Origin of the sequence: Halorubrum hochsteinianum (assembly GCF_023702125.1) — an archaeon.
GTDB lineage: Archaea > Halobacteriota > Halobacteria > Halobacteriales > Haloferacaceae > Halorubrum > Halorubrum hochsteinianum.
The window spans coordinates 2,284,331-2,303,962 of record NZ_CP098415.1 but is presented as its reverse complement, the minus strand read 5'-3'; the positions used below and the strand labels follow the sequence as shown (position 1 = coordinate 2,303,962).

General features: G+C 72.0%; 22 protein-coding genes and 1 tRNA gene. 14 read left to right on the top strand and 9 right to left on the bottom strand.

Annotated features, from left to right (window positions below; genetic code table 11):
* Positions 1-16: 16 nt before the first annotated feature.
* Positions 17-1,747 carry a S8 family serine peptidase gene (locus NAF06_RS11735; protein ID WP_008585724.1) on the bottom strand — a complete coding sequence of 577 codons (1,731 nt, stop codon included), beginning with the start codon at positions 1,745-1,747 and terminating at the stop codon, positions 17-19.
* Positions 1,748-1,860: 113 nt separating this feature from the next.
* Between NAF06_RS11735 and NAF06_RS11730 the strand changes: the two genes are divergently transcribed.
* The gene (locus tag NAF06_RS11730; protein WP_008585726.1) at positions 1,861-2,451 is read left to right on the top strand and encodes an NAD(P)/FAD-dependent oxidoreductase; all 591 of its coding nucleotides are present in this window, start codon (positions 1,861-1,863) and stop codon (positions 2,449-2,451) included.
* Positions 2,452-2,490: 39 nt separating this feature from the next.
* Here NAF06_RS11730 and NAF06_RS11725 read toward each other — a convergent pair whose 3' ends face one another.
* Together NAF06_RS11725 and NAF06_RS11720 are read right to left on the bottom strand one after the other, a co-directional pair.
* Positions 2,491-4,167 carry a succinic semialdehyde dehydrogenase gene (locus tag NAF06_RS11725; RefSeq protein WP_008585728.1) on the bottom strand — a complete coding sequence of 559 codons (1,677 nt, stop codon included), beginning with the start codon at positions 4,165-4,167 and terminating at the stop codon, positions 2,491-2,493.
* A gap of 76 nt (positions 4,168-4,243) precedes the next feature.
* Positions 4,244-5,284, bottom strand: a complete 1,041-nt coding sequence (locus tag NAF06_RS11720) for an AI-2E family transporter (RefSeq protein ID WP_008585730.1) — start codon at positions 5,282-5,284, stop codon at positions 4,244-4,246.
* Between the two features lie 564 nt (positions 5,285-5,848).
* On the opposite strand from NAF06_RS11720, the gene NAF06_RS11715 reads away from it, so the two are divergent.
* The 5 genes from NAF06_RS11715 (at position 5,849) to NAF06_RS11695 (ending at position 9,150) form a co-directional block, all read left to right on the top strand.
* Complete coding sequence (locus NAF06_RS11715) at positions 5,849-7,051, top strand: aminotransferase class I/II-fold pyridoxal phosphate-dependent enzyme (RefSeq protein WP_008585732.1); 1,203 nt, start codon at positions 5,849-5,851, stop codon at positions 7,049-7,051.
* Entirely contained in the window at positions 7,051-7,335 is a 285-nt protein-coding gene (locus NAF06_RS11710; RefSeq protein WP_008585734.1) for a hypothetical protein, read from the top strand. The genes NAF06_RS11715 and NAF06_RS11710 overlap by 1 nt, the downstream gene beginning before the upstream one ends.
* 93 nt (positions 7,336-7,428) lie before the next feature.
* Positions 7,429-7,806, top strand: a complete 378-nt coding sequence (locus tag NAF06_RS11705) for a translation initiation factor IF-5A (RefSeq protein ID WP_006627872.1) — start codon at positions 7,429-7,431, stop codon at positions 7,804-7,806.
* Between the two features lie 6 nt (positions 7,807-7,812).
* Entirely contained in the window at positions 7,813-8,640 is an 828-nt protein-coding gene (speB, locus tag NAF06_RS11700; protein WP_008585737.1) for an agmatinase, read from the top strand.
* 156 nt (positions 8,641-8,796) lie between these two features.
* Complete coding sequence (locus NAF06_RS11695; protein ID WP_008585739.1) at positions 8,797-9,150, top strand: hypothetical protein; 354 nt, start codon at positions 8,797-8,799, stop codon at positions 9,148-9,150.
* A gap of 120 nt (positions 9,151-9,270) precedes the next feature.
* Here NAF06_RS11695 and NAF06_RS11690 read toward each other — a convergent pair whose 3' ends face one another.
* Both NAF06_RS11690 and NAF06_RS11685 read right to left on the bottom strand, forming a co-directional pair.
* Positions 9,271-9,522, bottom strand: a complete 252-nt coding sequence (locus tag NAF06_RS11690; protein ID WP_006627890.1) for a SelT/SelW/SelH family protein — start codon at positions 9,520-9,522, stop codon at positions 9,271-9,273.
* A 129-nt stretch (positions 9,523-9,651) separates the two neighbouring features.
* Positions 9,652-11,250, bottom strand: coding sequence for an amidohydrolase (locus NAF06_RS11685; RefSeq protein ID WP_008585740.1), 1,599 nt, complete (start codon positions 11,248-11,250; stop codon positions 9,652-9,654).
* An 81-nt stretch (positions 11,251-11,331) separates the two neighbouring features.
* Here NAF06_RS11685 and NAF06_RS11680 point away from each other — a divergent pair, with 81 nt between their 5' ends.
* Positions 11,332-11,781, top strand: coding sequence for a universal stress protein (locus tag NAF06_RS11680; protein WP_008585741.1), 450 nt, complete (start codon positions 11,332-11,334; stop codon positions 11,779-11,781).
* Between the two features lie 14 nt (positions 11,782-11,795).
* Here the strand turns inward: NAF06_RS11680 and NAF06_RS11675 are convergent, their stop codons facing one another.
* Complete coding sequence (locus NAF06_RS11675; RefSeq protein ID WP_008585751.1) at positions 11,796-12,770, bottom strand: alpha/beta hydrolase; 975 nt, start codon at positions 12,768-12,770, stop codon at positions 11,796-11,798.
* Positions 12,771-12,819: 49 nt separating this feature from the next.
* Here NAF06_RS11675 and NAF06_RS11670 point away from each other — a divergent pair, with 49 nt between their 5' ends.
* Entirely contained in the window at positions 12,820-14,202 is a 1,383-nt protein-coding gene (locus NAF06_RS11670; RefSeq protein WP_008585752.1) for a DEAD/DEAH box helicase family protein, read from the top strand.
* A 404-nt stretch (positions 14,203-14,606) separates the two neighbouring features.
* Here NAF06_RS11670 and udk read toward each other — a convergent pair whose 3' ends face one another.
* Complete coding sequence (gene udk, locus NAF06_RS11665; RefSeq protein WP_008585761.1) at positions 14,607-15,305, bottom strand: uridine kinase; 699 nt, start codon at positions 15,303-15,305, stop codon at positions 14,607-14,609.
* A 177-nt stretch (positions 15,306-15,482) separates the two neighbouring features.
* Here udk and NAF06_RS11660 point away from each other — a divergent pair, with 177 nt between their 5' ends.
* The 4 genes from NAF06_RS11660 (at position 15,483) to NAF06_RS11645 (ending at position 17,259) form a co-directional block, all read left to right on the top strand.
* Complete coding sequence (locus NAF06_RS11660; protein WP_008585764.1) at positions 15,483-16,205, top strand: CBS domain-containing protein; 723 nt, start codon at positions 15,483-15,485, stop codon at positions 16,203-16,205.
* Positions 16,206-16,297: 92 nt separating this feature from the next.
* On the top strand, positions 16,298-16,858 hold the full coding sequence (locus tag NAF06_RS11655; RefSeq protein ID WP_008585767.1) for a GNAT family N-acetyltransferase: 561 nt from the start codon (positions 16,298-16,300) through the stop codon (positions 16,856-16,858).
* A 61-nt stretch (positions 16,859-16,919) separates the two neighbouring features.
* Positions 16,920-16,993, top strand: a tRNA-Thr gene (locus tag NAF06_RS11650).
* Between the two features lie 62 nt (positions 16,994-17,055).
* Complete coding sequence (locus NAF06_RS11645; protein ID WP_006627903.1) at positions 17,056-17,259, top strand: hypothetical protein; 204 nt, start codon at positions 17,056-17,058, stop codon at positions 17,257-17,259.
* Between the two features lie 30 nt (positions 17,260-17,289).
* Here NAF06_RS11645 and NAF06_RS11640 read toward each other — a convergent pair whose 3' ends face one another.
* A complete protein-coding gene (locus tag NAF06_RS11640) occupies positions 17,290-17,709 on the bottom strand; it encodes a universal stress protein (RefSeq protein WP_008585768.1) in 420 nt (139 codons plus the stop codon).
* Positions 17,710-17,778: 69 nt separating this feature from the next.
* Positions 17,779-18,300, bottom strand: a complete 522-nt coding sequence (locus tag NAF06_RS11635; protein ID WP_008585771.1) for a CinA family protein — start codon at positions 18,298-18,300, stop codon at positions 17,779-17,781.
* A 60-nt stretch (positions 18,301-18,360) separates the two neighbouring features.
* Here NAF06_RS11635 and NAF06_RS11630 point away from each other — a divergent pair, with 60 nt between their 5' ends.
* The gene (locus NAF06_RS11630) at positions 18,361-19,023 is read left to right on the top strand and encodes a class I SAM-dependent methyltransferase (RefSeq protein WP_008585772.1); all 663 of its coding nucleotides are present in this window, start codon (positions 18,361-18,363) and stop codon (positions 19,021-19,023) included.
* On the top strand, positions 19,020-19,586 hold the full coding sequence (locus NAF06_RS11625) for a transcriptional regulator FilR1 domain-containing protein (protein ID WP_008585774.1): 567 nt from the start codon (positions 19,020-19,022) through the stop codon (positions 19,584-19,586). Before NAF06_RS11630 ends, NAF06_RS11625 begins: the two co-directional genes overlap by 4 nt.
* Positions 19,587-19,632: the final 46 nt, after the last annotated feature.

The window sequence follows — 19,632 nt, the reverse complement described above, 5'->3', positions numbered from 1 at the left end:
CGCCGACAGCAGCCGGTCAGTCGCGGCCGCGTCCGACCCGGAAGCGGCTCGCGAGCGCGACGGCGACGACCGCTGCGAGCGCGGGGACCGCGCCGAATCCGGGCGCTCGTCCGTCGGTGTCGCCGTCTCCCGCGCTGGACCCGTCGACGTCGCCCGTCCCGACTCCGTCACCGTTCCCCCCGACCGTGTCGTTCGTGTCGGTCGGCTCCGCGGGCGGCGTCGCCTCAACCGCGGCCCCCACGGCGGCGGGCGCGTCGACGACACCGTTCCCGTACCGGGTGTCGGGCTCCGTCGCGTTCGTCGGGTGGACCGCGGTGTCGACGAGCGCGGCCTCGATCGTCGGGGCGGCGACCCGGCCGTCGGTGGCGGCGACCGCGAGCGCGGCGACCCCGCTCGCGTGCGGCGCGGCCATGCTCGTCCCCTGTCGATAGACGTAGCCGTTCCGGGTGCCCGCCGCGGCGCTCGCGACCCGGACGCCGGGCGCGCTCACGTCGGGCACGACGTACGAGTCCGGCCAGTCGTCCGGCGGCGCGCCGAACGCGGCCGCGTCGACCCGCTGGCCGCCGGAGAACGGCGGGACGGTCCCCTCGGAATCGACCGCGCCCACGGCGACCGCGTCGTACGCGTTGGCTGGCGACGAGGAGGCGTTCGCGCCCTCGTTGCCGACCGCCGCGACCACGAGCGCGCCCGTCGCGCGGGCGTTCCTGACCGGGCCGACGAACCCGCGGAACGTCCCGTTCGCGCCGAGGCTCAACTGGAGCACGTCGGCGTCGGCCGTCGTCGTCGCGTGTTCCATCGCGGCAACGACCGCCGCGAACGTCGCCGTCCCGTTCTCGTCGAAGGCGTCGATCCCGTAGAGGCTCGCTTCGGGCGCGACGCCGATGTGCGTCCCCGAGGCGTTCCCGCCCGCGACCGTCCCCGCGACGTGGGTCCCGTGGCCGTCGGGGTCGAACGCCTCCGACACGTCGTCGCTCACGAGCGTCCCGTTCCCGTCGAACGACGCCCACCCAGCGAGATCGATGTCCTGATGATACCGACTGACGCCGGTGTCGGCGACCGCGACGGTCGCGCCCGCGCCCCGGGTGTCGAACCGCCGCCACGCGGTCGGCGCGCCGATCTGCCGCAGTCCGGACGTGGCCCGGCCGTCCGGCTCCGCCTCGACCTGCCGCGCGCCCGCGGATCCGATCGGCTCGACGACGACGTTCTCGTGGAGCCGCGTGACGTTCTCGACCGCGCGCAGGTCGGCCGCGGTCACCCGGTCCGCGTCGACGGTGACGAGCGCCGCGTTCGCCAGCCAGAACTCGCGCTCGACGGACACGCCGGGCCGGTCGGCGGCGAACGACTCGAAGGCGCTCCGCTCGGCGGCGGCGTGCTCGCGGAGGTCGGCGACTGTCGCGGTGGCGTCCGCGCCCGCCGGCGGAACCCCGTCAGTCGCGCCGAGCGCGGCGGGGTCGTCGACCGGGTCGAACCGCACCACGAGTTCGACCGTTCCGTTCGCCCCGGCGAGCGGGGACCCGCTCTGCTCGGCCGTCGGGGGCGCTCCGTCGTCGACCGCGGCGTCGGCGGCCCCGAGCCCCGTGGCCGCGTGGCCGGCGGCCGCGACGCCGCCGGGACCCGCCGCGAGCGCGACGAGGAGGACGCCGAGCGCGACGAGGACACCGACCCGGACCGTTCGGTCGCGAGACGGCGGTCCCCCGGCGTCGGGCGACCGCCGTACCGACCCGCGCCGAGGCTGCCCGTCAGTCATGGATCGATCTCCGGGGGTCGGCGCAAATAGCTTCTGCTCGGGCGCGTCGCCGGCCGCGGTCGCCGCTCTCTGCTTCCGTCAACCCTTATGTTCGGGGCCGCGTTGGCGCGACCATGACGAACGTCGCAATCGTCGGCGGTGGACCCGCCGGACTGAGCGCCGGACTGTTCGCGAGCAAGAACGGACTCGACACCGTCCTCTTCGACACGGACGGAACGTGGATGCACAAGGCACACCTGTTCAACTACCTCGGCGTCGGCTCCGTCGGCGGCAGCGAGTTCATGGCGACCGCCCGCCAGCAGGTGGACGACTTCGGCGTCGACCGCCATCAGGGCGAGGAGGTCACCGACGTGGAGGACGCCGGCGACGGCTTCACCGTGACGACCGAGGAGGGCGAGTACGACGCCGACTACGTCGTCCTCGCGACGGGCGCGAACCGCGACCTCGCCGAGTCGCTCGGCTGCGAGTTCGACGACGACGACACCGTCAGCGTCAACCTCTCGACGGAGACCAGCGTCGACGGCGTCTACGCGACCGGCGCGATGGCCCGCGCCGAGGAGTGGCAGGCGGTCATCTCGACGGGCGACGGAGCCGCGGCCGCGCTCGACATCCTCTCGAACGAGAAGGGCGAGCACTACCACGACTTCGACGTCCCGGACACCGCGTCCTCCGTGTTCGGCGACCTGATCGACGACGGCGAGTAAGCCCGCTTCGTTCCCCTTTTTCACGACGACTGGGTCCCGCTAGCGACGCGACAGGCGTCGCCGGATCGCGTCGACGCCCCGCTGCGCCCCGCGAGCGATCCGCAACCCGGCGAACGCGCCGCGAACGAACCAGTCGGTCGGGATCCGGTCCGGGAACGTCAGCGGTCCGACCCGGCAGACGCCGACCGTCCGCGTCTCCGTGTACCGCTGAAGCCCCTCCGACCCGTGTCGCCGGCCCAGCCCCGAGTCGCCGAACCCGCCCATCGGCGCGTCGACCGCGCCCCACGTGGCGAGGAACGCGTCGTTGACGTTCACCGTGCCGCAGTCGATCTCGCGGGCGATCTCCGCGCCCCGCTCCCGGTCGGCGGTCCAGACGCTCGCGTTCAGCCCGTACGGCGAGTCGTTGGCGGCCGCGACCGCGGCCCCGGCGTCCGGGACCGGCGTCACCGCCGCCACGGGCCCGAACGTCTCCTCGCAGGCGACCGTCGCGTCCGGGTCGACGCCGGTCAGCACCGTCGGCTCGTAGCAGTACGGGGCGACGTCCGGACGGGCGCGCCCGCCGGTCTCGACGGTCGCGCCGCGCTCGCGGGCGTCCTCGACGTGCGACTCGACCCGGGCCAGCTGGTCGGCGTCGACGAGCGACCCGAGGTCGGCGTCGTAGTCGTAGCCCGTCCCGAGCGTCAGCGCCTCGGTCTCGCGGACGAACGCGTCGAGGAACTCCTCGTACGCGGACTCGACGACGTAGACCCGCTCGGCGGAGAGGCAGAGTTGCCCCGCGTTCGAGAAGCAGGCCTGAACCGCGCCGCGCGCGACCTCGTCGACGTCGGCGTCCCCGAGCACGACGAGGGGGTTGTTGCCGCCGAGCTCCAGCGAGCAGCCGATCAGGTTCCGCCCCGCGCGCTCCGCGATGATCCGGCCGGTCGCCGTGCTGCCGGTGAACGCGACGTAGTCGACGGCGTCGACGAGCGGCGGGCCGACGGTCGGTCCCTCGCCCGTGACCACCTGAAAGAGGTCGTCCGGGAGGCCGGCGACTTCGAGCAGTTCAGACAGCAGCAGCGCCCCGTACGGCGTCTTCTCGTCGGGCTTGAGGACCACCGCGTTGCCCGCGGCCAGCGCGGGGATCGCGTCCGCCATCGACAGCGTGAGCGGGTAGTTCCACGGCGAGATCACGCCAACGACGCCGACCGGCTCGCGGGTGACCGTCGCGGTCGTGATCCCGGGCGCGACCCCGCGGCGGCGCTCCTCGGCGAGCGCGTCGGGCGCTTCGCGCGCGACGTACGAGCAGCCGGTCGGCACGTCGAACAGCTCCTCGACCGCGGTGCGCCGCGACTTCCCGGTCTCCAACTGGAGCACGTCGAGCAGCTCCTCGCGCCGGTCCGCGACGAGGTCGCCGAACCGGTCGACGATCCGGGCGCGCTCCGTCACCGGCGTCTCGGCCCACGCCGCCTGCGCCTCCCGAGCGCGCTCTACCGCGCGCTCGACGTCTGCGGCGTCGCAGGCCGGAACCCTCCCGATCCGCTCGTCCGTCGCCGGGGCGAACACGTCGATCGCGTCGCGTTCGGTGTCGCCGTCGCCGGTGTCGCCGCCGTCAGCTTCGTCGCCGTCGCCGTCGTTCGCGGGCCGGGAGCGCGCCACGCGGTCGCCGAGGCCGTCGAGCCGGCGGGCCGAGAGCGTCGGGGCGTCGCCGACCGCGGTAGGGGGGTCCGTCGAGGACATCGGATACCGGAGAGACGGTCGGCGGAGGGAAAGCCGTACCGGCGGCGGAGCGCGAATTCGGGCGCTCGGCGGCCGGTCACTCCGCCGAGTCCGCGCCCTCCTCGACCGGCTCGGTCGCCGCCGCGGCAGATCCGGACGACGCGCCGTGTTCCGAGAGCATGTCGATCACTTCGAGCAGCAGCGACACGACGAGCGGGCCGACGATGACCCCGACGGCACCGAGCGTGAGGATGCCGCCGACGAATCCGACGAAGTAGAGGCCGGGAGAGATCTTCCCGGTCCAGTCGGCCAGCTGCGTCCGGATCACCGCGTCGGGCACGAACGCGACGACGACGAGCCCGATCACGAGCACGGCGACCGCCCGACCGGTCTTGCCGACGAGGAGGTCGCCGGCCCCGAGCGCGACGACGAGGACGCTCGGGCCGACGACGGGAATGAACTGGAGGATGCCTGCGATGACGGCCAACAGGACCGGCGAGCCGTAGCCCAGCGCCCGGAACACCGCGAGCGCGAGGACGAACGTGCCCGCCGCGGTCGCGGCCTGTAGCACGTAGATCGAGTACAGCGTCTCCCGCGTCCGCTTGTGGAGTCGAGCCGGGATGTCGTGGTACTCGGCCGGGACGATACCGAAGACCGCCGTCCCGACCGCACCCGGCCGGTACAGGATGCCGTACACGAGGAAGGTGAACACGACGAGTTCCAAGACGAGGACCGGTGCCGCGCCCGCGACCGCGATCGCGACCCCCCGGATCCACGTCTCGGCGGCCGCGACGAACGGCGCGATCTCGACGACCGTCTCGAAGCCGCCGACGCTGATCGGGACGATGTCCGGGATCTGCTCCAGAATCGCGATCAGCTGCGAGCGCCGTCGGTACAGCGCGTACAGCAGCGGCGCGACGAGGAGAGTGGCTCCGGCGAACGCGACGGCGGTGGCGACGGCGCACGCGATCCGACGCGAGAGGCCGCGACCGACGAGCCGCTGCCGGAGCGGATACAGGACGTACGCGACGGTGACCGCGAACACGACCGTCCGCAGCACCTCCGCCAGCACGGCCGCCGCGAGCGCTGCCAGGGCGACGAGCAGCACGCCCAGCAGCCGTTGCCGGTTGAGAACCATGCCGGCCTGTCGCGATCGGCGAGGATAGTCGTTGCGGTGGCCGCGGCGACCGCGAGCCGATATGTAACCACCGGCGACCGGTGGCGACGATCAGTTATAAATAATACTGCGGTCGGCGCGTGCCTCCGAGTGGCCGCCGAAGGTGGCCGCGAGGAGCACGCGCGAGGGGCGCGGTGAGTGAGGGGCGACCGCAGGGAGCCCCGAGCGAACCGCGAGGCTGGGGAGGCGTGAGGTGCTGGGCGTTTGCGGGCGGGCGGGACTCAAAGGGGCAGTCGCGCTCGGCGAACCCCAGCGACGCAAGGACCGCAGGAGCGAACGCAGTGAGCGACGAGGACCGCAGCGAGCTGTGGGAGTCGAGCGCGACTGGGGCTTTGGAGATGTTCACCGCCGATCCGTCCGCAGACATTCATACGCGAGCGGCTGGAACTTCGGAAGCGTTCCTCGGCGAATCGTCGAAGCACCACAGTACCGAACACGCCAGCTTGTCCCGCGACTGCCACCGGCAACCGCGACACCGCCACCAACAACCACAGCACCTAACCTCGCGCCCGCCCGAATGCGGGTATGCGCATCGACCCGTTCGGCCTCGAACGCTGGTTCGCGGAGCACGAACACGAGGCCGACATCATGCTGGCGGAAAGCGGCATCCGGTCGCTCGACGCGAGTCGGTTCGACCTCGACCCGGGGAAACTCGGCTACGTCATCCCGACGAACGGCGACCCCGAGTTCCGGGCGTCGGTCGGCGACCGCTACGACCGGTCCGCCGACGAGGTGCTCTTCACCTGCGGCACGCAGGAGGCGAACTTCCTGACGTTCCTCTCGCTGCTCGGCGACGAGGGCCCGGTCGACGGGGGAGGGGGCGGCGACGAGTCGGACGCCCCGCCGGTCGGCGTCGGCTCCGGCACCCACGCCGTCGTCGTCACGCCGACGTATCAGGCGCTCCACGCCGTCCCGGACGCGTTCGGCGACGTGACCCGCGTCGAGTTGGAGCCGCCGGAGTGGGAGCTGGACCCCGAGGCGATCGCCGACGCGGCCCGCGACGACACCGCTGTGATCGTCGTCAACAACCCGAACAACCCGACCGGGCAGTACCACGACGAGGCCGCCATGCGGGCGGCCTACGACGTGGCGGTCGATCGCGACGCCTACCTGCTCTGTGACGAGGTGTACCGCCTGCTCGCCGAGGAGCCACAGCCGCCGGTCGCGAGCTACGGCGCGCACGGCATCTCGACGACCAGCCTCACGAAGGCGTACGGGCTCGCCGGCCTCCGGTTCGGCTGGATCGCCGGTCCCGAGCCGGTGGTCGAGCGCGCGTGGCGCTGGAAGGACTACACGACCATCTCGCCGAGCCTGTTCGGACAGCACGTCGCCAAGCAGGCGCTCGGGCGGCGCGAGGACCGGATCCTCTCGGAGAACCGCGAACTGGCGGCCGACCACCGCGACCGCGTCGCCGACTGGGTGGACGAACACGACCTCGACTGGCTCGACCCCGTCGGCGTCAACGCGTTCGTCACGGTCCCCGACGGCTTCGACGACGCCGAGTCGTTCTGTCGGACGGTCGTCGAGGAGGCGAGCGTCGTCCTCGCGCCCGGTCACCTGTTCGGCTTCCCGGAACGGTTCCGGATCGGGTTCGGCCTCCCGACTGACGAACTGGAGGAGGGACTCGACCGCGTGAGCCGCGTGATCGAGGCGGAGGGCGACCGGAGCGACGGCGGCGGCGCGTCCGCCGAGGGCGACGCGGCGACCCGGAGCGGGGGTGACGACTGATGGGGCTGCTCGGTGACCTCAAAGACGACGTGGTCGGCCTCGTCCGCGACCCGACCGACGAGCAGCGGATTCTGGTGATCGCGTTCGTCGGCATGGCGATCGCGGACCGCTACATGTACTTCAACGACATCCCGTTCGTCGTTCGGACGACGGCTGCGGTCGGCGTCGGGTTCATCGTCATGTTCCTCGTCAGCTACCTCATCACGGGCCAGTTCGTCCCGCCGGACGGGAACGCCGACGACGACGAGGGTGTCGAGGAGTACGTCGACGAACTGGACCCGTAGACGGTTTTTCCGCGCGGTCCGGCCGGACGGTCTCGACCCGCGGAGCGACGGCGTTCCAAACCGTTTATACCCGCGCCACCGGAAATAGCGCCTATGCCGCGAGAGCAGAAGCAGGTTCGCGAACTCCAGGAGGGCAGCTACGTGATGATGGACGACGCGCCCTGTAAGATCGACCATTACAGCACCGCCAAGCCCGGCAAACACGGCAGCGCCAAGGCCCGAGTCGAGGGCAAGGGCGTCTTCGACGACAAGAAGCGCTCGCTCTCACAGCCGGTCGACGCGAAGGTGTGGGTCCCGATCATCCAGCGGAAGCAGGGACAGGTCGTCAACGTCAGCGGTGACGAGGTCCAGGTGATGGACCTGGACACCTACGACACGTTCACGATGCGGATCCCCGAGGGCGAGGACTTCGCCTCGGACGACAACATCGAGTACCTCGACTACGAGGGCCAACGGAAGATCCTCGGGTAATCGGGAATGTTCCCCGGAGCGACGACGGACCGCGAAACTGCTTCGTACGTGGTCGTCGGCGCTCCGCTCGACGCCACGACCACCTTTCAGCCGGGCACCCGGTTCGGACCGGACCGGGTCCGGCGATTCGCCGAGACGTACGACGACTACGACCGCCGCACCGACAGCCGCTTCTCCGCGCTCGGCGTCCACGACGCCGGCGACGTGCGCCCGTGGGACGACCAGCGCGAGTACCTCGACCACCTCGCCGCCGAACTGCGGAGCGTCGTCTACGACGACGCCGTCCCCCTGCTCGTCGGCGGCGAGCACACCGTCAGCTACGCGGGCGCCGACGCCGTCGACCCCGACGTCCTCGTCGTCTGTGACGCTCACCTCGACCTCCGGAGCGACTACGACGGGAACCCGTGGAACCACGCCTGCGTCACGCGCCGGTGTCTCGACGACCTCGGCGTCGACCGCGCCGTGATCGTCGGCGCGCGGACCGGCTCCGAGGCCGAGTGGGACCGCGCCGCCGACGCCGACGTGGAGGTCGTCGCGCCCGAGGACGCCCGCGAGTGGATCGACGCGCTCGACGGCGACGCGTTCGCCGGCGAGTCGGTGTACTGCTCCGTCGACGTCGACGGCCTCGACCCGGCCTACGCCCCCGGAACCGGAACGATGGAGCCGTTCGGACTCGAACCGCGGGAGGTCCGCGACCTCGTCCGGGCGGTCGCGCCCGGCGCGGACGGGTTCGACGTCGTCGAGGTGAACGACCGCGACGACGGGCAGGCGGCGGCGGTGGCCGGGAAACTGCTGCGGGAGTTCGCGTACTCGCACGCGGCTGCGACACGCTGATCCGTCGACCGCGGACGGTACGTCGCTTTCGGACCGCTCTCGACGGGTCCGGCCGAACCAGCAAACGGATTGACCCCCGAGACGGACGTTCACTCGGCCCCGTGCGGTGCGAATCTGACGCTCAACTTATAAGACCGTTGGGCGGGTAACACGGCCATGGACCGTTCCCTCGGTTATGTCGTCGCGTTGCTGATCGCAGTCGGCGTGACCGGGATGGTCGCGCTGACATCCCGCTCCCCGACGCTTTTGTTCGGAATCTTCGGCACCTATTCCGTTACGGCGTGGATCGTGCTACGGTATCCGGTGTTGGTGTGGGGAGACGCGACGCCGTCGGTGCCGTCGGGCGTCTTTGCGGGCGGAGCGACGTTCGGCGGGCTGATGCTCGCGCAAGGAACGGAAGCGAACTTCGATCTCGCCGCCGCCGTGCTCGGCCTCGGGTTAGCCGGGTTCGGACTGGCGACCGGATACTGGATGGCTGACGACAACGACGCGTCGGGGGCGGCGACGTGAGCGCTCGATCGATAACGACCCGGTGGTAGTGGCGACCCGTGTCCCGGCTACGCGAGTCACCGCTTGCGAAGCGGCGCACACACGCACGCGACCCGTTCGGTGACGCCTCGACCGATCCGGCTACGACAACTCGGAGAGCCGTCGCCGCGCGGCGGTCACCGCCTCCATCGCGTCGATCCACTCCCGGGGGTCGGTACACCAGATCCGGTCTCCTTCGACGCTCACGCAGAAGACGGATTCGCTGGAGGGCGAGAGCGTGACCCGGTCCACGTCGGGACGGTCGCCGAGATACGCGTCGATGAGTCGTCGAGCGGTCTCCGCCTCCGATCGGAGCCGGTCGCCCGCGGCGTACTCGATGGCAATCTCCGTCATACCTCCACGTTAGTCCTACACGATTAATAACTACTGTTTTCTGGCAGCGATTGCGTCATTCGATGACGGTCGACACAGACATCGACGAACGTCGAACACACCGGCCGCAGAACGCACCAGTAGTCGCGCTCAGCGGTCGTCGAACACGGCCTCGCCGTCGACGACCGTCAGGGCGACATCGATGTCGTCGATCGCGTCGGACCGCTCCCACGGCGACGCGTCGAGCGCGACGAGGTCGGCCCGCTTGCCCGGTTCGATCGTCCCGAGTCGGTCCTCGTCGAAGCCGGCGTAGGCGGCACCGCTCGCGTACGCGCGCAGCGCCTCGGTGACGGTGAGCCGCTGGACCTCGGCGGGCGCGTTGACCGCGTGGTGGACGCCGACGAGCGGGTCCATCGGCATCCCGTCGGAGCCGAACGCGAGCCGAACCCCGGCGTCGAGCATCTCGCGGTAGCGGTTCGTCTCGGCGGTGCGCTCCGGGCCGAGTCGATCCTCGTAGAGGCCGCCCTCGCCCGCCCACTTCAGGAAGTTCGGCTGGACGCTGGCGACGACGCCGGTCTCCGCGAGCCGCTCGATCGCGTCGTCGTCGGCCAGTTCGACGTGTTCGATCCGGTGGCGGGCCTCGCCCGGGTCCGTCCGCGAGGCTTCCTCGTAGGCGTCCAACACGGCCGCGATCGCCTCGTCGCCGATGGCGTGCGCGGTGAACTGGAAGCCCGCGTCGGTTGCGGCCGCTACCGTCTCGCGCAGCTCCTCGGGGTCGACGACCCACTGTCCGGTCTCCCCGGGGGCGTCCGCGTACGGCTCCGAGAGGCGGGCGGTCCGCCCGCCGAGGCTCCCGTCCGTGTACGACTTGATCGCGCCGGTCTCGACCCGGCCGCTCCCGGCGTTCGTGGCGAGGCCGACCTCGTCGAGCGCGTCGAGGTGGTCGCTCCAGTAATTGATCCGGACGCGGGCGGTCAGCTCCCCGGCGGCGTCGAGATCGCGGTAGACGCGCGGGGCGTGGGAGTTCCGGACCATGTCGTGGAAGCCGGTGATCCCGCGGGCGGCGCAGCCGTCGAGCGCGGCCTCGACGACCTCGCGCGTCTCCTCGCGATCGGGTTCGACCGCCTCGTAGATCGGGTCGATCGCGGCTTCGAGCAGGACGCCCGTCGGCTCGCCGTCCCCGTCGGTGGGGACCGTCTCGTCGGGGACGTCGGCGAGCGCGTCCGCGAACCGGTCGAGGACGACGCCGTTGACCGCCGCGACGTGCATGTCCTCGCGGAACGCCGCGACCGGGCGCTCCGTGGAGACGCGGTCGAGGTCCTCGCGGGTGAGGTAGCGCGACTCCTCCCACGTCGACTCGTCGTAGCCGTAGCCCAGCACCCAGTCGTCGGTCTCGGCGCTCTCAGTCCCGCTCCCCTCGCCTTTCACTTCCGCCGCGCGCTCGCCGAGCAGGTCGACGGCGGCCTCGGGCGAGTCGGCCTCGGAGAGGTCGGCGTGGACGAGGTAGCGGCCGACGGTGGTCAGGTGGGTGTGCGCGTCGACGAACCCGGGCAGGAGGACGCGTCCGTCGAGGTCGACCACGTCGGTGTCGACGCCCGCGAGCAGTTCCACGTCGTGCGTGCGCCCGGTCCGAACGATCGCGCCGTCGCGCACCGCGACGGCCTCGTGGACCGCTTCGCCGCCGTCCTCGGGGTCCGCGAGCGTGTGTACCTCCCCGTTCACGAAGATCCGGTCCGCCGCCTCTGTCATGGGGATTCCGCGGAGACACAGCGTGTTAACCGTTCGGGAAACGGCGACCGATTTATTCGGTCCGGCGTCGAACCGCCGCGTATGTACGACAACGTACTCCTCCCGACCGACGGCAGCGTCGGCGTCGACCGCGCGATCGACCACGCGATCGACGCCGCTGGCCGCTACGACGCGACCCTTCACGTCCTCTACGTCGTCGACAGCGGCGTGGTGAACGCCTACTCCGGCGACGAGTTCGTCGACGGGGCCGAGGGCGCGGAGGAGACGCTCGAAGAGACCGGGCGCGAGGCGATAGAGGCCGTCGCCGCGCTCGCCAACGACGCCGGCGTTGAGGCGGTCACCGCGATGCGGTACGGCGCGCCCCACGAGGAGATCCTCCGGTACGTCGACGAGGAGGACGTCGACCTCACGGTGATGGGGTCGAAGACGCGCTCGGGCGACTACCGCCGGATGCTCGGCTCCGTCACCGAGCGCGTCTCCCGGCAGTCGACCGCGCCGGTGAGCATCGTGAAGACGACCGTCGACGCCTGAGCCGCGCGGTCGATTTATAAACGCTCCCGCACGTCAGCCGCGACCGCCGACAGCGCCGTCTCCGCCGTCGGCACCCGGTCCGCGAGGCTACAGAACCCGTGCGCCATCGCCGGGTAGTGCCGGTGTCGGACGGGGGTCCCCTCGCGCTCGAACCGCTCCGCGAGCGCGACGCCGTCGTCGCGCAGGGGGTCGAACCCGGCGGTGACGACCGTCGCGGGCGGGAGGTCGCCGAGGTCTCCCGCCCGGAGCGGGACCGCGTAGGGGTTCGCGGCGTCGACCGGGCTCCGCAGGTACCGCTCGTAGAACCACCGCATGTCCGCGCGGGTGAGCAGGGGGCCGTCCGCGTTCTCCCGGTAGGAGTCCGTCTCGAAGTCGCGGCCGGCGATCGGATAGAGGAGGAACTGTCCGGCCGGCGTCGGCGAGTCGCCGATATCGCGGGCTCGGAGCGACGCGGCGACCGCGAGCGCGCCGCCGGCGCTGGTCCCCGAGACGCCGACCCGGTCGGGGTCGACGCCGAGCGCCCCCGCCGTCTCGACGACCCACTCGACCGCCGCGGCAGCCTCGTCGACGGCGACCGGGAACGGGTGTTTGGGGGCGAGCCGGTAGTCGACGGAGACCACGACCGCGTCGCCCCGAACCGCGAGTTCGCGGCAGATCCCGTCGACCGAGTCGAGCGTGCCGAGCGTCCAGCCGCCGCCGTGGAGGTGAACGAGAGCGCGGGCTTCCGACGCGCCGGCGGCGTCGCTCGTCGCGGCGGTCGTCGCCGCCGCGCTCTCGGGGCGATAGATCCTGAGAGGAACCTCGCCGTGGGGGCCGCCGAACGCGAGGTCGCGGACGTCGGCGACGGGCGGCTCGGGCGGGCCGGAGAACAGGTCGTCTTCGAGTTCCCGGGCGGCCGCGACGGAGAGGTCGCTCCACGAGAGCAGCCCCAGCGACTCGATCTCGGCGATCGCCGCGGCCAGATCCGGGTCGAGTGCGTCCGCGCGCATGGCGGACCGAGGCGGTGAGCCTTTGTAAGTCGGTCGGCAACTCCGGGCGATGGACGTCCGGCTGCGCTACGAGGACGGCACGATCCGGGTCGACGCGGACGCCGACCTCGCGTCCGACGCGCTCCCGCCGCTGCCCGGCGTCGAGACGGACCCGCGTACGGGCACGGCGCGCGCCCCCGCGCACCGCTACGCCGAACTCCGGCGAGCGCTCCGGGTGGCCGGGATCGGCGTCGACGACCGGGTCCTCGACGCGAGCGACCGCGCCGCCGAGGCGGCCGGGCTGCCGGAGGCGCTCGCCACCGACTACGACCTCCGCGAGTACCAGCGCGACGCGCTCGACGCGTGGCGTGACGCCGGCGACCGCGGCGTGATCGAACTGCCGACCGGCGCGGGAAAGACGGTGATCGCGATCCGCGCGATGGTCGAACTCGGCGTGCCGACGCTCGTCGTCGTCCCGACAGTCGACCTCTTAGACCAGTGGCAGCGCGAACTGGACCGCGAGTTCGACGTGCCCATCGGCCGGTTCGGCGGCGGGGAGCAGCGCCGCGAGGCGATCACGGTGTCGACGTACGACTCCGCGTACTTCAAGGCGGACGGCGTCGGCGACGCCTTCGAGTTCGTCGTCTTCGACGAGGTCCACCACCTCGGCGGCGAGGGGTACCGAGACGCCGCGCGGCTGCTCGCGGCCCCCGCGCGCCTCGGTCTCACCGCCACCTTCGAGCGCCCCGACGGCGCTCACGAGGCGGTCGCGGAGCTGGTCGGCGACCGCGCCTACGCGCTCGACGTCGACGACCTCGCCGGCGGCCACCTCGCGCCCTACGACATCCGGCGGATCGAGGTGGAGTTGACCGACGCGGAACGCGAGCGCTACGACGAGAAGCAGGGGACGTTCGTCGAGTACGTCCGCGACGCCGGAATCACGTTTTCGAGCGGAAGCGACTACCAGGAACTGGTCAAACGCTCCGGCAACGACCCCGCCGCCCGCGAGGCGCTCCTGGCGAAACAGGACGCCCGCGAGATCATGATGAACGCGAGTCGCAAGGTCGACCGGCTCGCGGAGATCCTCGACCGCCACCGCGACGACCGCGTGATCGTGTTCACGGCCCACACAGACCTCGTCTACCGGCTCTCCGAGCGGTTCCTGTTGCCCGCGATCACCGCCGAGACGGGCGCGAGGGAGCGCCGCGAGATCCTCGACCGCTTCCGCGACGGCACCTACGGACGGGTCGTCGCCGCCAACGTCCTCGACGAGGGCGTCGACGTGCCGGACGCGAACGTCGCGGTCGTGCTGTCCGGGTCGGGCAGCGAGCGCGAGTTTACCCAGAGGCTCGGCCGCGTCCTCCGCCCGAAGGACGACGGCGGGCGGGCGCTCCTCTACGAACTCGTCAGCGCCGAGACCGCCGAGGAGCGGGTGGCCAGTCGGCGGCGATAGGAGCGCGGTCGAGGGAAGTTTCGGATTCTCAGACGGTCACAGACCACGGGACGGTGATATTTTCGGCGATCGGCTGCGGTGGCGCGCGCCTCCGAGCGCCCGTGGGGCGCGAGGAGCGCGTGCGAGGGACGCGGCGACCGAAGGGAGCCGCGAGGCTGGGGAGGCGTGAGGTGCGGTTGCCGTGCGGGGCGGGACTCGAAGGGGCAGCCGGGAGGCGGGCGCAGGCGACGTAAGCACCGCAGGAGCGAACGGAGTGAGCGACGAGGAGCGCAACGAGCGTGCGCCCGCCTCCCGGCTGGGGCTTCGATAGCTGTGTTATCAACAGCGACCAGATCGTAGCGATCGACTGGGGCTTCGGCAGTGTCGTCTGTGATCGGGGACGACGCCGAAGCTCCGGAAGTAACCTAATCGTCCCCATCGACGTCGAGCGAGCGCTTCTCGCCGAGCTCCTGTTCGAGGCTCCCGCGCTCCCAGCTGCGGACCGCGTCGCCCTCGACCTCGGCGCGGAGCTTCTCTTCGAGGAGGTTCACCGCGACGCTGTTCGCGCCCTCCGGGATGATCACGTCGGCGTGTTTCTTCGACGGCTCGATGAACTGCTCGTGCATCGGCTTCACCGTCGAGAGGTACTGGTCGATGACGCCCTCTAGGTCGCGGCCGCGGTCGATCACGTCGCGCCGGATCCGCCGCAGGATGCGCACGTCGGCGTCCGTCTCGACGAACAGCCGGAGGTCCATCATGTCGTTTATCTCCTCGTCGTACAGCGCGAGGATTCCCTCCAGCACGATGACGTCGGTCGGCTCGACGGTGATGCGCTCGTCTTTCCGGTTGTGGATCTCGAAGTCGTACTGGGGCATCTCGACGGACTGGCCCTCCAGCAGCGCCTCCAGATGATCTCGGAGCAGCTCCCACTCGAACGCCGAGGGGTGGTCGTAGTTGACCTCCTCGCGCTCCTCGAAGTCAAGGTGCGAGAGGTCCTCGTAGTAGTTGTCGAGCGGGATCCGGGTGACGCTGTCGCCGAGATCGCGGGTGACGAGCCGGGAGACCGTCGTCTTCCCAGCGCCCGTCCCGCCCGCGATCCCGATCACGAACGAGGGAATGGCCATACCGCCGTTCGAACGCCGGAGGGTTTGAACGCTCCCTTTTCGTCGCCGCGCGCGATCCGTACGCGCCCCGCACAGTCTCTCCCCGCCCTGTATGGCAACCGATCGCAAGCGTACGCACGGTGCCGCTATAACGGTATCGGGGGCAGCTTTTAGCCGATCGGAGCGAATCCGAAACGTATGCGAACAGACACCACGGTCCGCGACGTGATGCACCGCGAGTTCCTCGGCGTCAGCGAGTCGGACTCGCTCTCGGACGCGGCCGCGCTGCTGGTCGAGGAGGAGACGAACTGCGTGGTCGTCATGCGGGGCGGCGAAGCGGTCGGGCGGCTGGAGGCCCGCGACGCGCTCGACGCGCTGCTGGACGCGACCGGAGGCGACGCGGAAGCCGACTCTGAGGAGGGTATCGGCGACCACACCGTCGGCGACGCGATGGGACCGCCGCTGCCGACGATGTCCCCGGACGACTCCCTGACGGCGGTCGAGGAGCGCCTCGTCGCGGACGGGGTCGACCGGGTCGTCGCCGTCGACGAGGGGGAGGCGGTCGGCGTCGTGACGGACGGCGACGTGCTCGCCGCGGGCGCGCCGCGGTCGGGGGCCGACGGGTTCGGCGACGGAGCGGCGACCGGCGACCCGCGACGCGAGGGGACGGTGGTCTCGGCGGCCGCGACGGCGGACTCCGACGCGGAGCGCGGGACCGGAGCGACGATCGACCCGGAGTCGGCGGACCGAGTGGCGGCCGCCTCGCCGGACGCGGCCGGCGACGGCGGGAACGCCTCGCGGCCCGCGGGGACGCCGAGCGGGTCGTCGACGCAGGGCGTCTGCGAGAACTGCGGCGCGCTGGTGCCCGACCTCGTCACCGCCAACGGGCAGGCGGTCTGCCCGAACTGCCGCGAGGTCTGAGCCGGCCGCCCCGGAATCGCGCCGCGCCGGACCGCGACGCCGCGGGCTCCCCGGCCGGCAGCCTCAACACGCCGCGAGCCGAAGCCGGGCACATGGCCGAGACCGGCCCCCGCGTCGAAGAGGCGACCGCCGACGACGTCGACGCCGTCACCGACATGTGGGTGGCGCTCGCGACGGGCCAGCGGGAGTACGGGGCCACGCTCCGCGCCGAGGCGAACCGGGCGACGGTCCGCGAGTGGGTCGCGCAGTCGGTCGTCACGGGCGACCTGCTCGTCGCCCGCGACCCGGAGGCAGCGGCGGACTCCGAGGACGGGACCGACCTCGTCGGCTTCGTCGGCTTCTCGCTCGAACGCGGCGACTACGAGCGCGACGCCACTCGCGGCACCGTCAGCAACCTCTTCGTCGTGCCGGAGCGGCGCGGTGAGGGGGTCGGGACGGCGCTGCTCGACGAGGCCGAGCGCGCGCTCCGCGAGCAGGGGGCCGACCGCGTGGCGCTGGAGGCGCTCGCCGACAACGACCGCGCCCGGTCGTTCTACGCGGCGCGGGGCTACGACCCCCACCGCGTCGAACTGACGAAGCCGCTGGGCGACGAAGGCGAAGGCGGTGACGACGCGAGTCGGAGCGGAGACGACCTCACCGACGAAAGCGACTGACCCCGGCCGGGTTCGCGGAAAGCGACACGCACTCATACGAGGACCGAGTACGGCCGCACGCGCCAGGGGAGCATGGGCGGTTCATGCACTCGACTTGTAATCGAGACTTCCGGGGTTCAAATCCCTGCCCTGGCTTGGAGTCGCTCCGCCCGCTCCCACGGGCGTTTCTTAAGTATCCGCGACGCCCAACGACGGGTATGGACTCGTCGGACCGCGCGCTGCTCGGCGTGGCCGGAATCGTCGGCGCGCTCGTGCTCGCGGTCGGCTTCGCCGGCGGCTACCTCTTCGGCTTCGACGAGTCGGCGGCCCGTCCGATCCGGCTCCTCGCGGTCGAACCGCTCACGTGGATCGTGATCGCCGCGCTCGTCGTCGCGGTCGTCGGGAACGCGTACATCGAGTAGGGACGGACGAGCGCGGCCGTCGGCCGCCGCTCACCGCACGACCGTGACCGGGACGGGCGACTTCTGGAACACCGTCTTCGCGACGTTACCGACGAGCAGGCGGTCCGCGAGCGAACTGCTGTGCGTGCCCAAGACGACCGTGTCGAACTCCTCGGCCCGGTCGACGATGGTCCGAGCGGGCCGACCGGCGGCGACCATCGTCTCGACCGTCGCGTCGTACTCGGCGGCTATCTCGCGGGCCCGCTCGAAGACGGGCTCGGCGGCCTCGCGCATCCCGCCGTCCTCGTCGTCGGACAGGGCGATCCCGGTCGCTTCCCCCATCATCGGCGAGGCACCCCCGACGACGTGTAGCACGGTTATTTCCGCGTCTCCGTGCGCCTCCAGCGCGTACCGGAGCGCCCGCTCGGCGAGATCCGAGCCGTCCATCGCCACCAAGACGCGTTCGATCATGGCGGCGTTACGCGCGGTCGGGTGATAAACACTCGCACACATCGACCGGAGCGCCCGGTCGACCGCCGCTCACTCCCCCGGGTCGGCGACGTCCTCGATCGCTCGGACGAGGGCGTCGAGCGCGGTCTCGGCCGCGCCGCGCTTCACCGCGTCCCGGTCGCCGTCGATCACGGCCCGTTCGGTCCGGACGAACGACTCCTCGGTGCCCCACGGCGCGGCGTGCGCGACGCCGAAGTAAACGAGGCCGACGGGCTTCTCGTCGGTCCCGCCCGTCGGCCCGGCGATCCCGGTCGTCGCGACGGCCCAGTCCGCGCTCGCCCGGTCGCGCGCGCCGGCCGCCATCTCGCGGACGACCGGGTCGCTGACCGCGCCGTGGGCGTCGAGCGACTCGCGGGAGACGCCGAGCAGTTCGCGCTTCGCGTCGTAGGTGTACGTCACGAACCCGCGGTCGAAGTATGCGCTCGCGCCCGGCGCGTCCGTCACCCGCGACCCGACGAGCCCGCCGGTGAGCGACTCCGCGGTCGCGAGCGTCTCGTCGCGGTCGGCGAGGAGCGCGTTCAGGCGCTCCGCTGGGTCCGTCGCGTCTGCCATGCCCCCCGCTCCGGGCGGCGCGCCCCTGAGGTTTACGCCGCGGCGCGCCAAAGGCCGATCGTGACCGACACCGACTGGGACGAGCGCTTCGCGTCGGGCGAGTACTCCCGCGCGCCGGACCCGTCCCCCGTGCTTCGCGCCTACGAGCCGTCGTTCCCCGACGGCCGCGCGCTCGACGTCGCCGCCGGAACCGGCCGCAACGCGGTGTTCCTCGCGGACCGCGGCCACAAGGTCGACGCGCTCGACGCCTCGAAGGAGGGACTCGAAATCGTCCGCGAGCGCGCCGCGGAACGCGGGATCGGCGACCGGATTGAGACGATTCAGGCCGACGCGACGACGTACGCGTTCCCCGCGGAGACCTACGACGTGATCGCGATGAGTTACTTCCATGCGCTCGACCGGTTCGCCGACCTGATCGAGTCGCTCGCGCCGGACGGGTTCCTCTTCGTGGAGGGGCACCTGCGGTCGGAACCGCCCGCGCGGTCGGGACCGAGCGGCGACCGGTACCGCTACGCGGCGAACGAACTGCTCCGCGCGGGGCTGGGGCTGAGCGTGCGCTACTACGACGAGACGACGACGGAGCGGCCGGACGGCTCCGAGCGCGCCACGGCCCGGCTGCTCGCGCAGAAGTCGACCGGCGGCCGGCAGTCGTACCCGCCGCGTCCGGAAACCCCGGAGCGGTGGCCGGACGACGACGCCGGCTCCGACGAGCGAGACCCGTGAGCGACGAGGCTTCGGCGTCGTCCGCGTCGCCCGCGGCGGCCCTCCGCGCGCTCGTCGCGAACGCGGTCGGGACCGATCCCGAGACGCTCGGCGACCGGACCGAGGTCGTCGAGCGGGAGACCGGAGCGACCGAGGCGGGCGACGACGCCGCGGCCCCGGCGGAACGGCTCGCGGAACTCGTCGACGCGGCCGACAGCGTCGTCGCCGTGGTCCCGCGGTTCGACGCCGACCTCGCCCGCCGGCTGAACGCCTCGCTGTCGTCGTCAGAGGGCGTCCCGGGGGAGGTTCGGGTGGTGTTCACGGACGCGGCGAGCGACCGCCTCGGCGGGGCGACCGGTCCCGTCGTCCGGCGCGCGCTGGCCGAGCGCGGCGTCGACGCGTACCGGCACGACGGCGAGTCGCCGGTCGCGGTGGTCCTCGCGGACGACCGCGCCGCGGTCGGACTGGTCGACGCCGACGGGCTCTCGGCGCTGCTGTGGACCGATGCGCCCGCGGTCCGCGAGTGGGCGGCCGCGACCTGCCGGCGCTACCTCGACACGGCCGAGCCAGTGACCGAGGGGTGAGCGAGTCCCGTCCGGGCGAACCGCGGCGCTCCCCCGACCGCTTTTG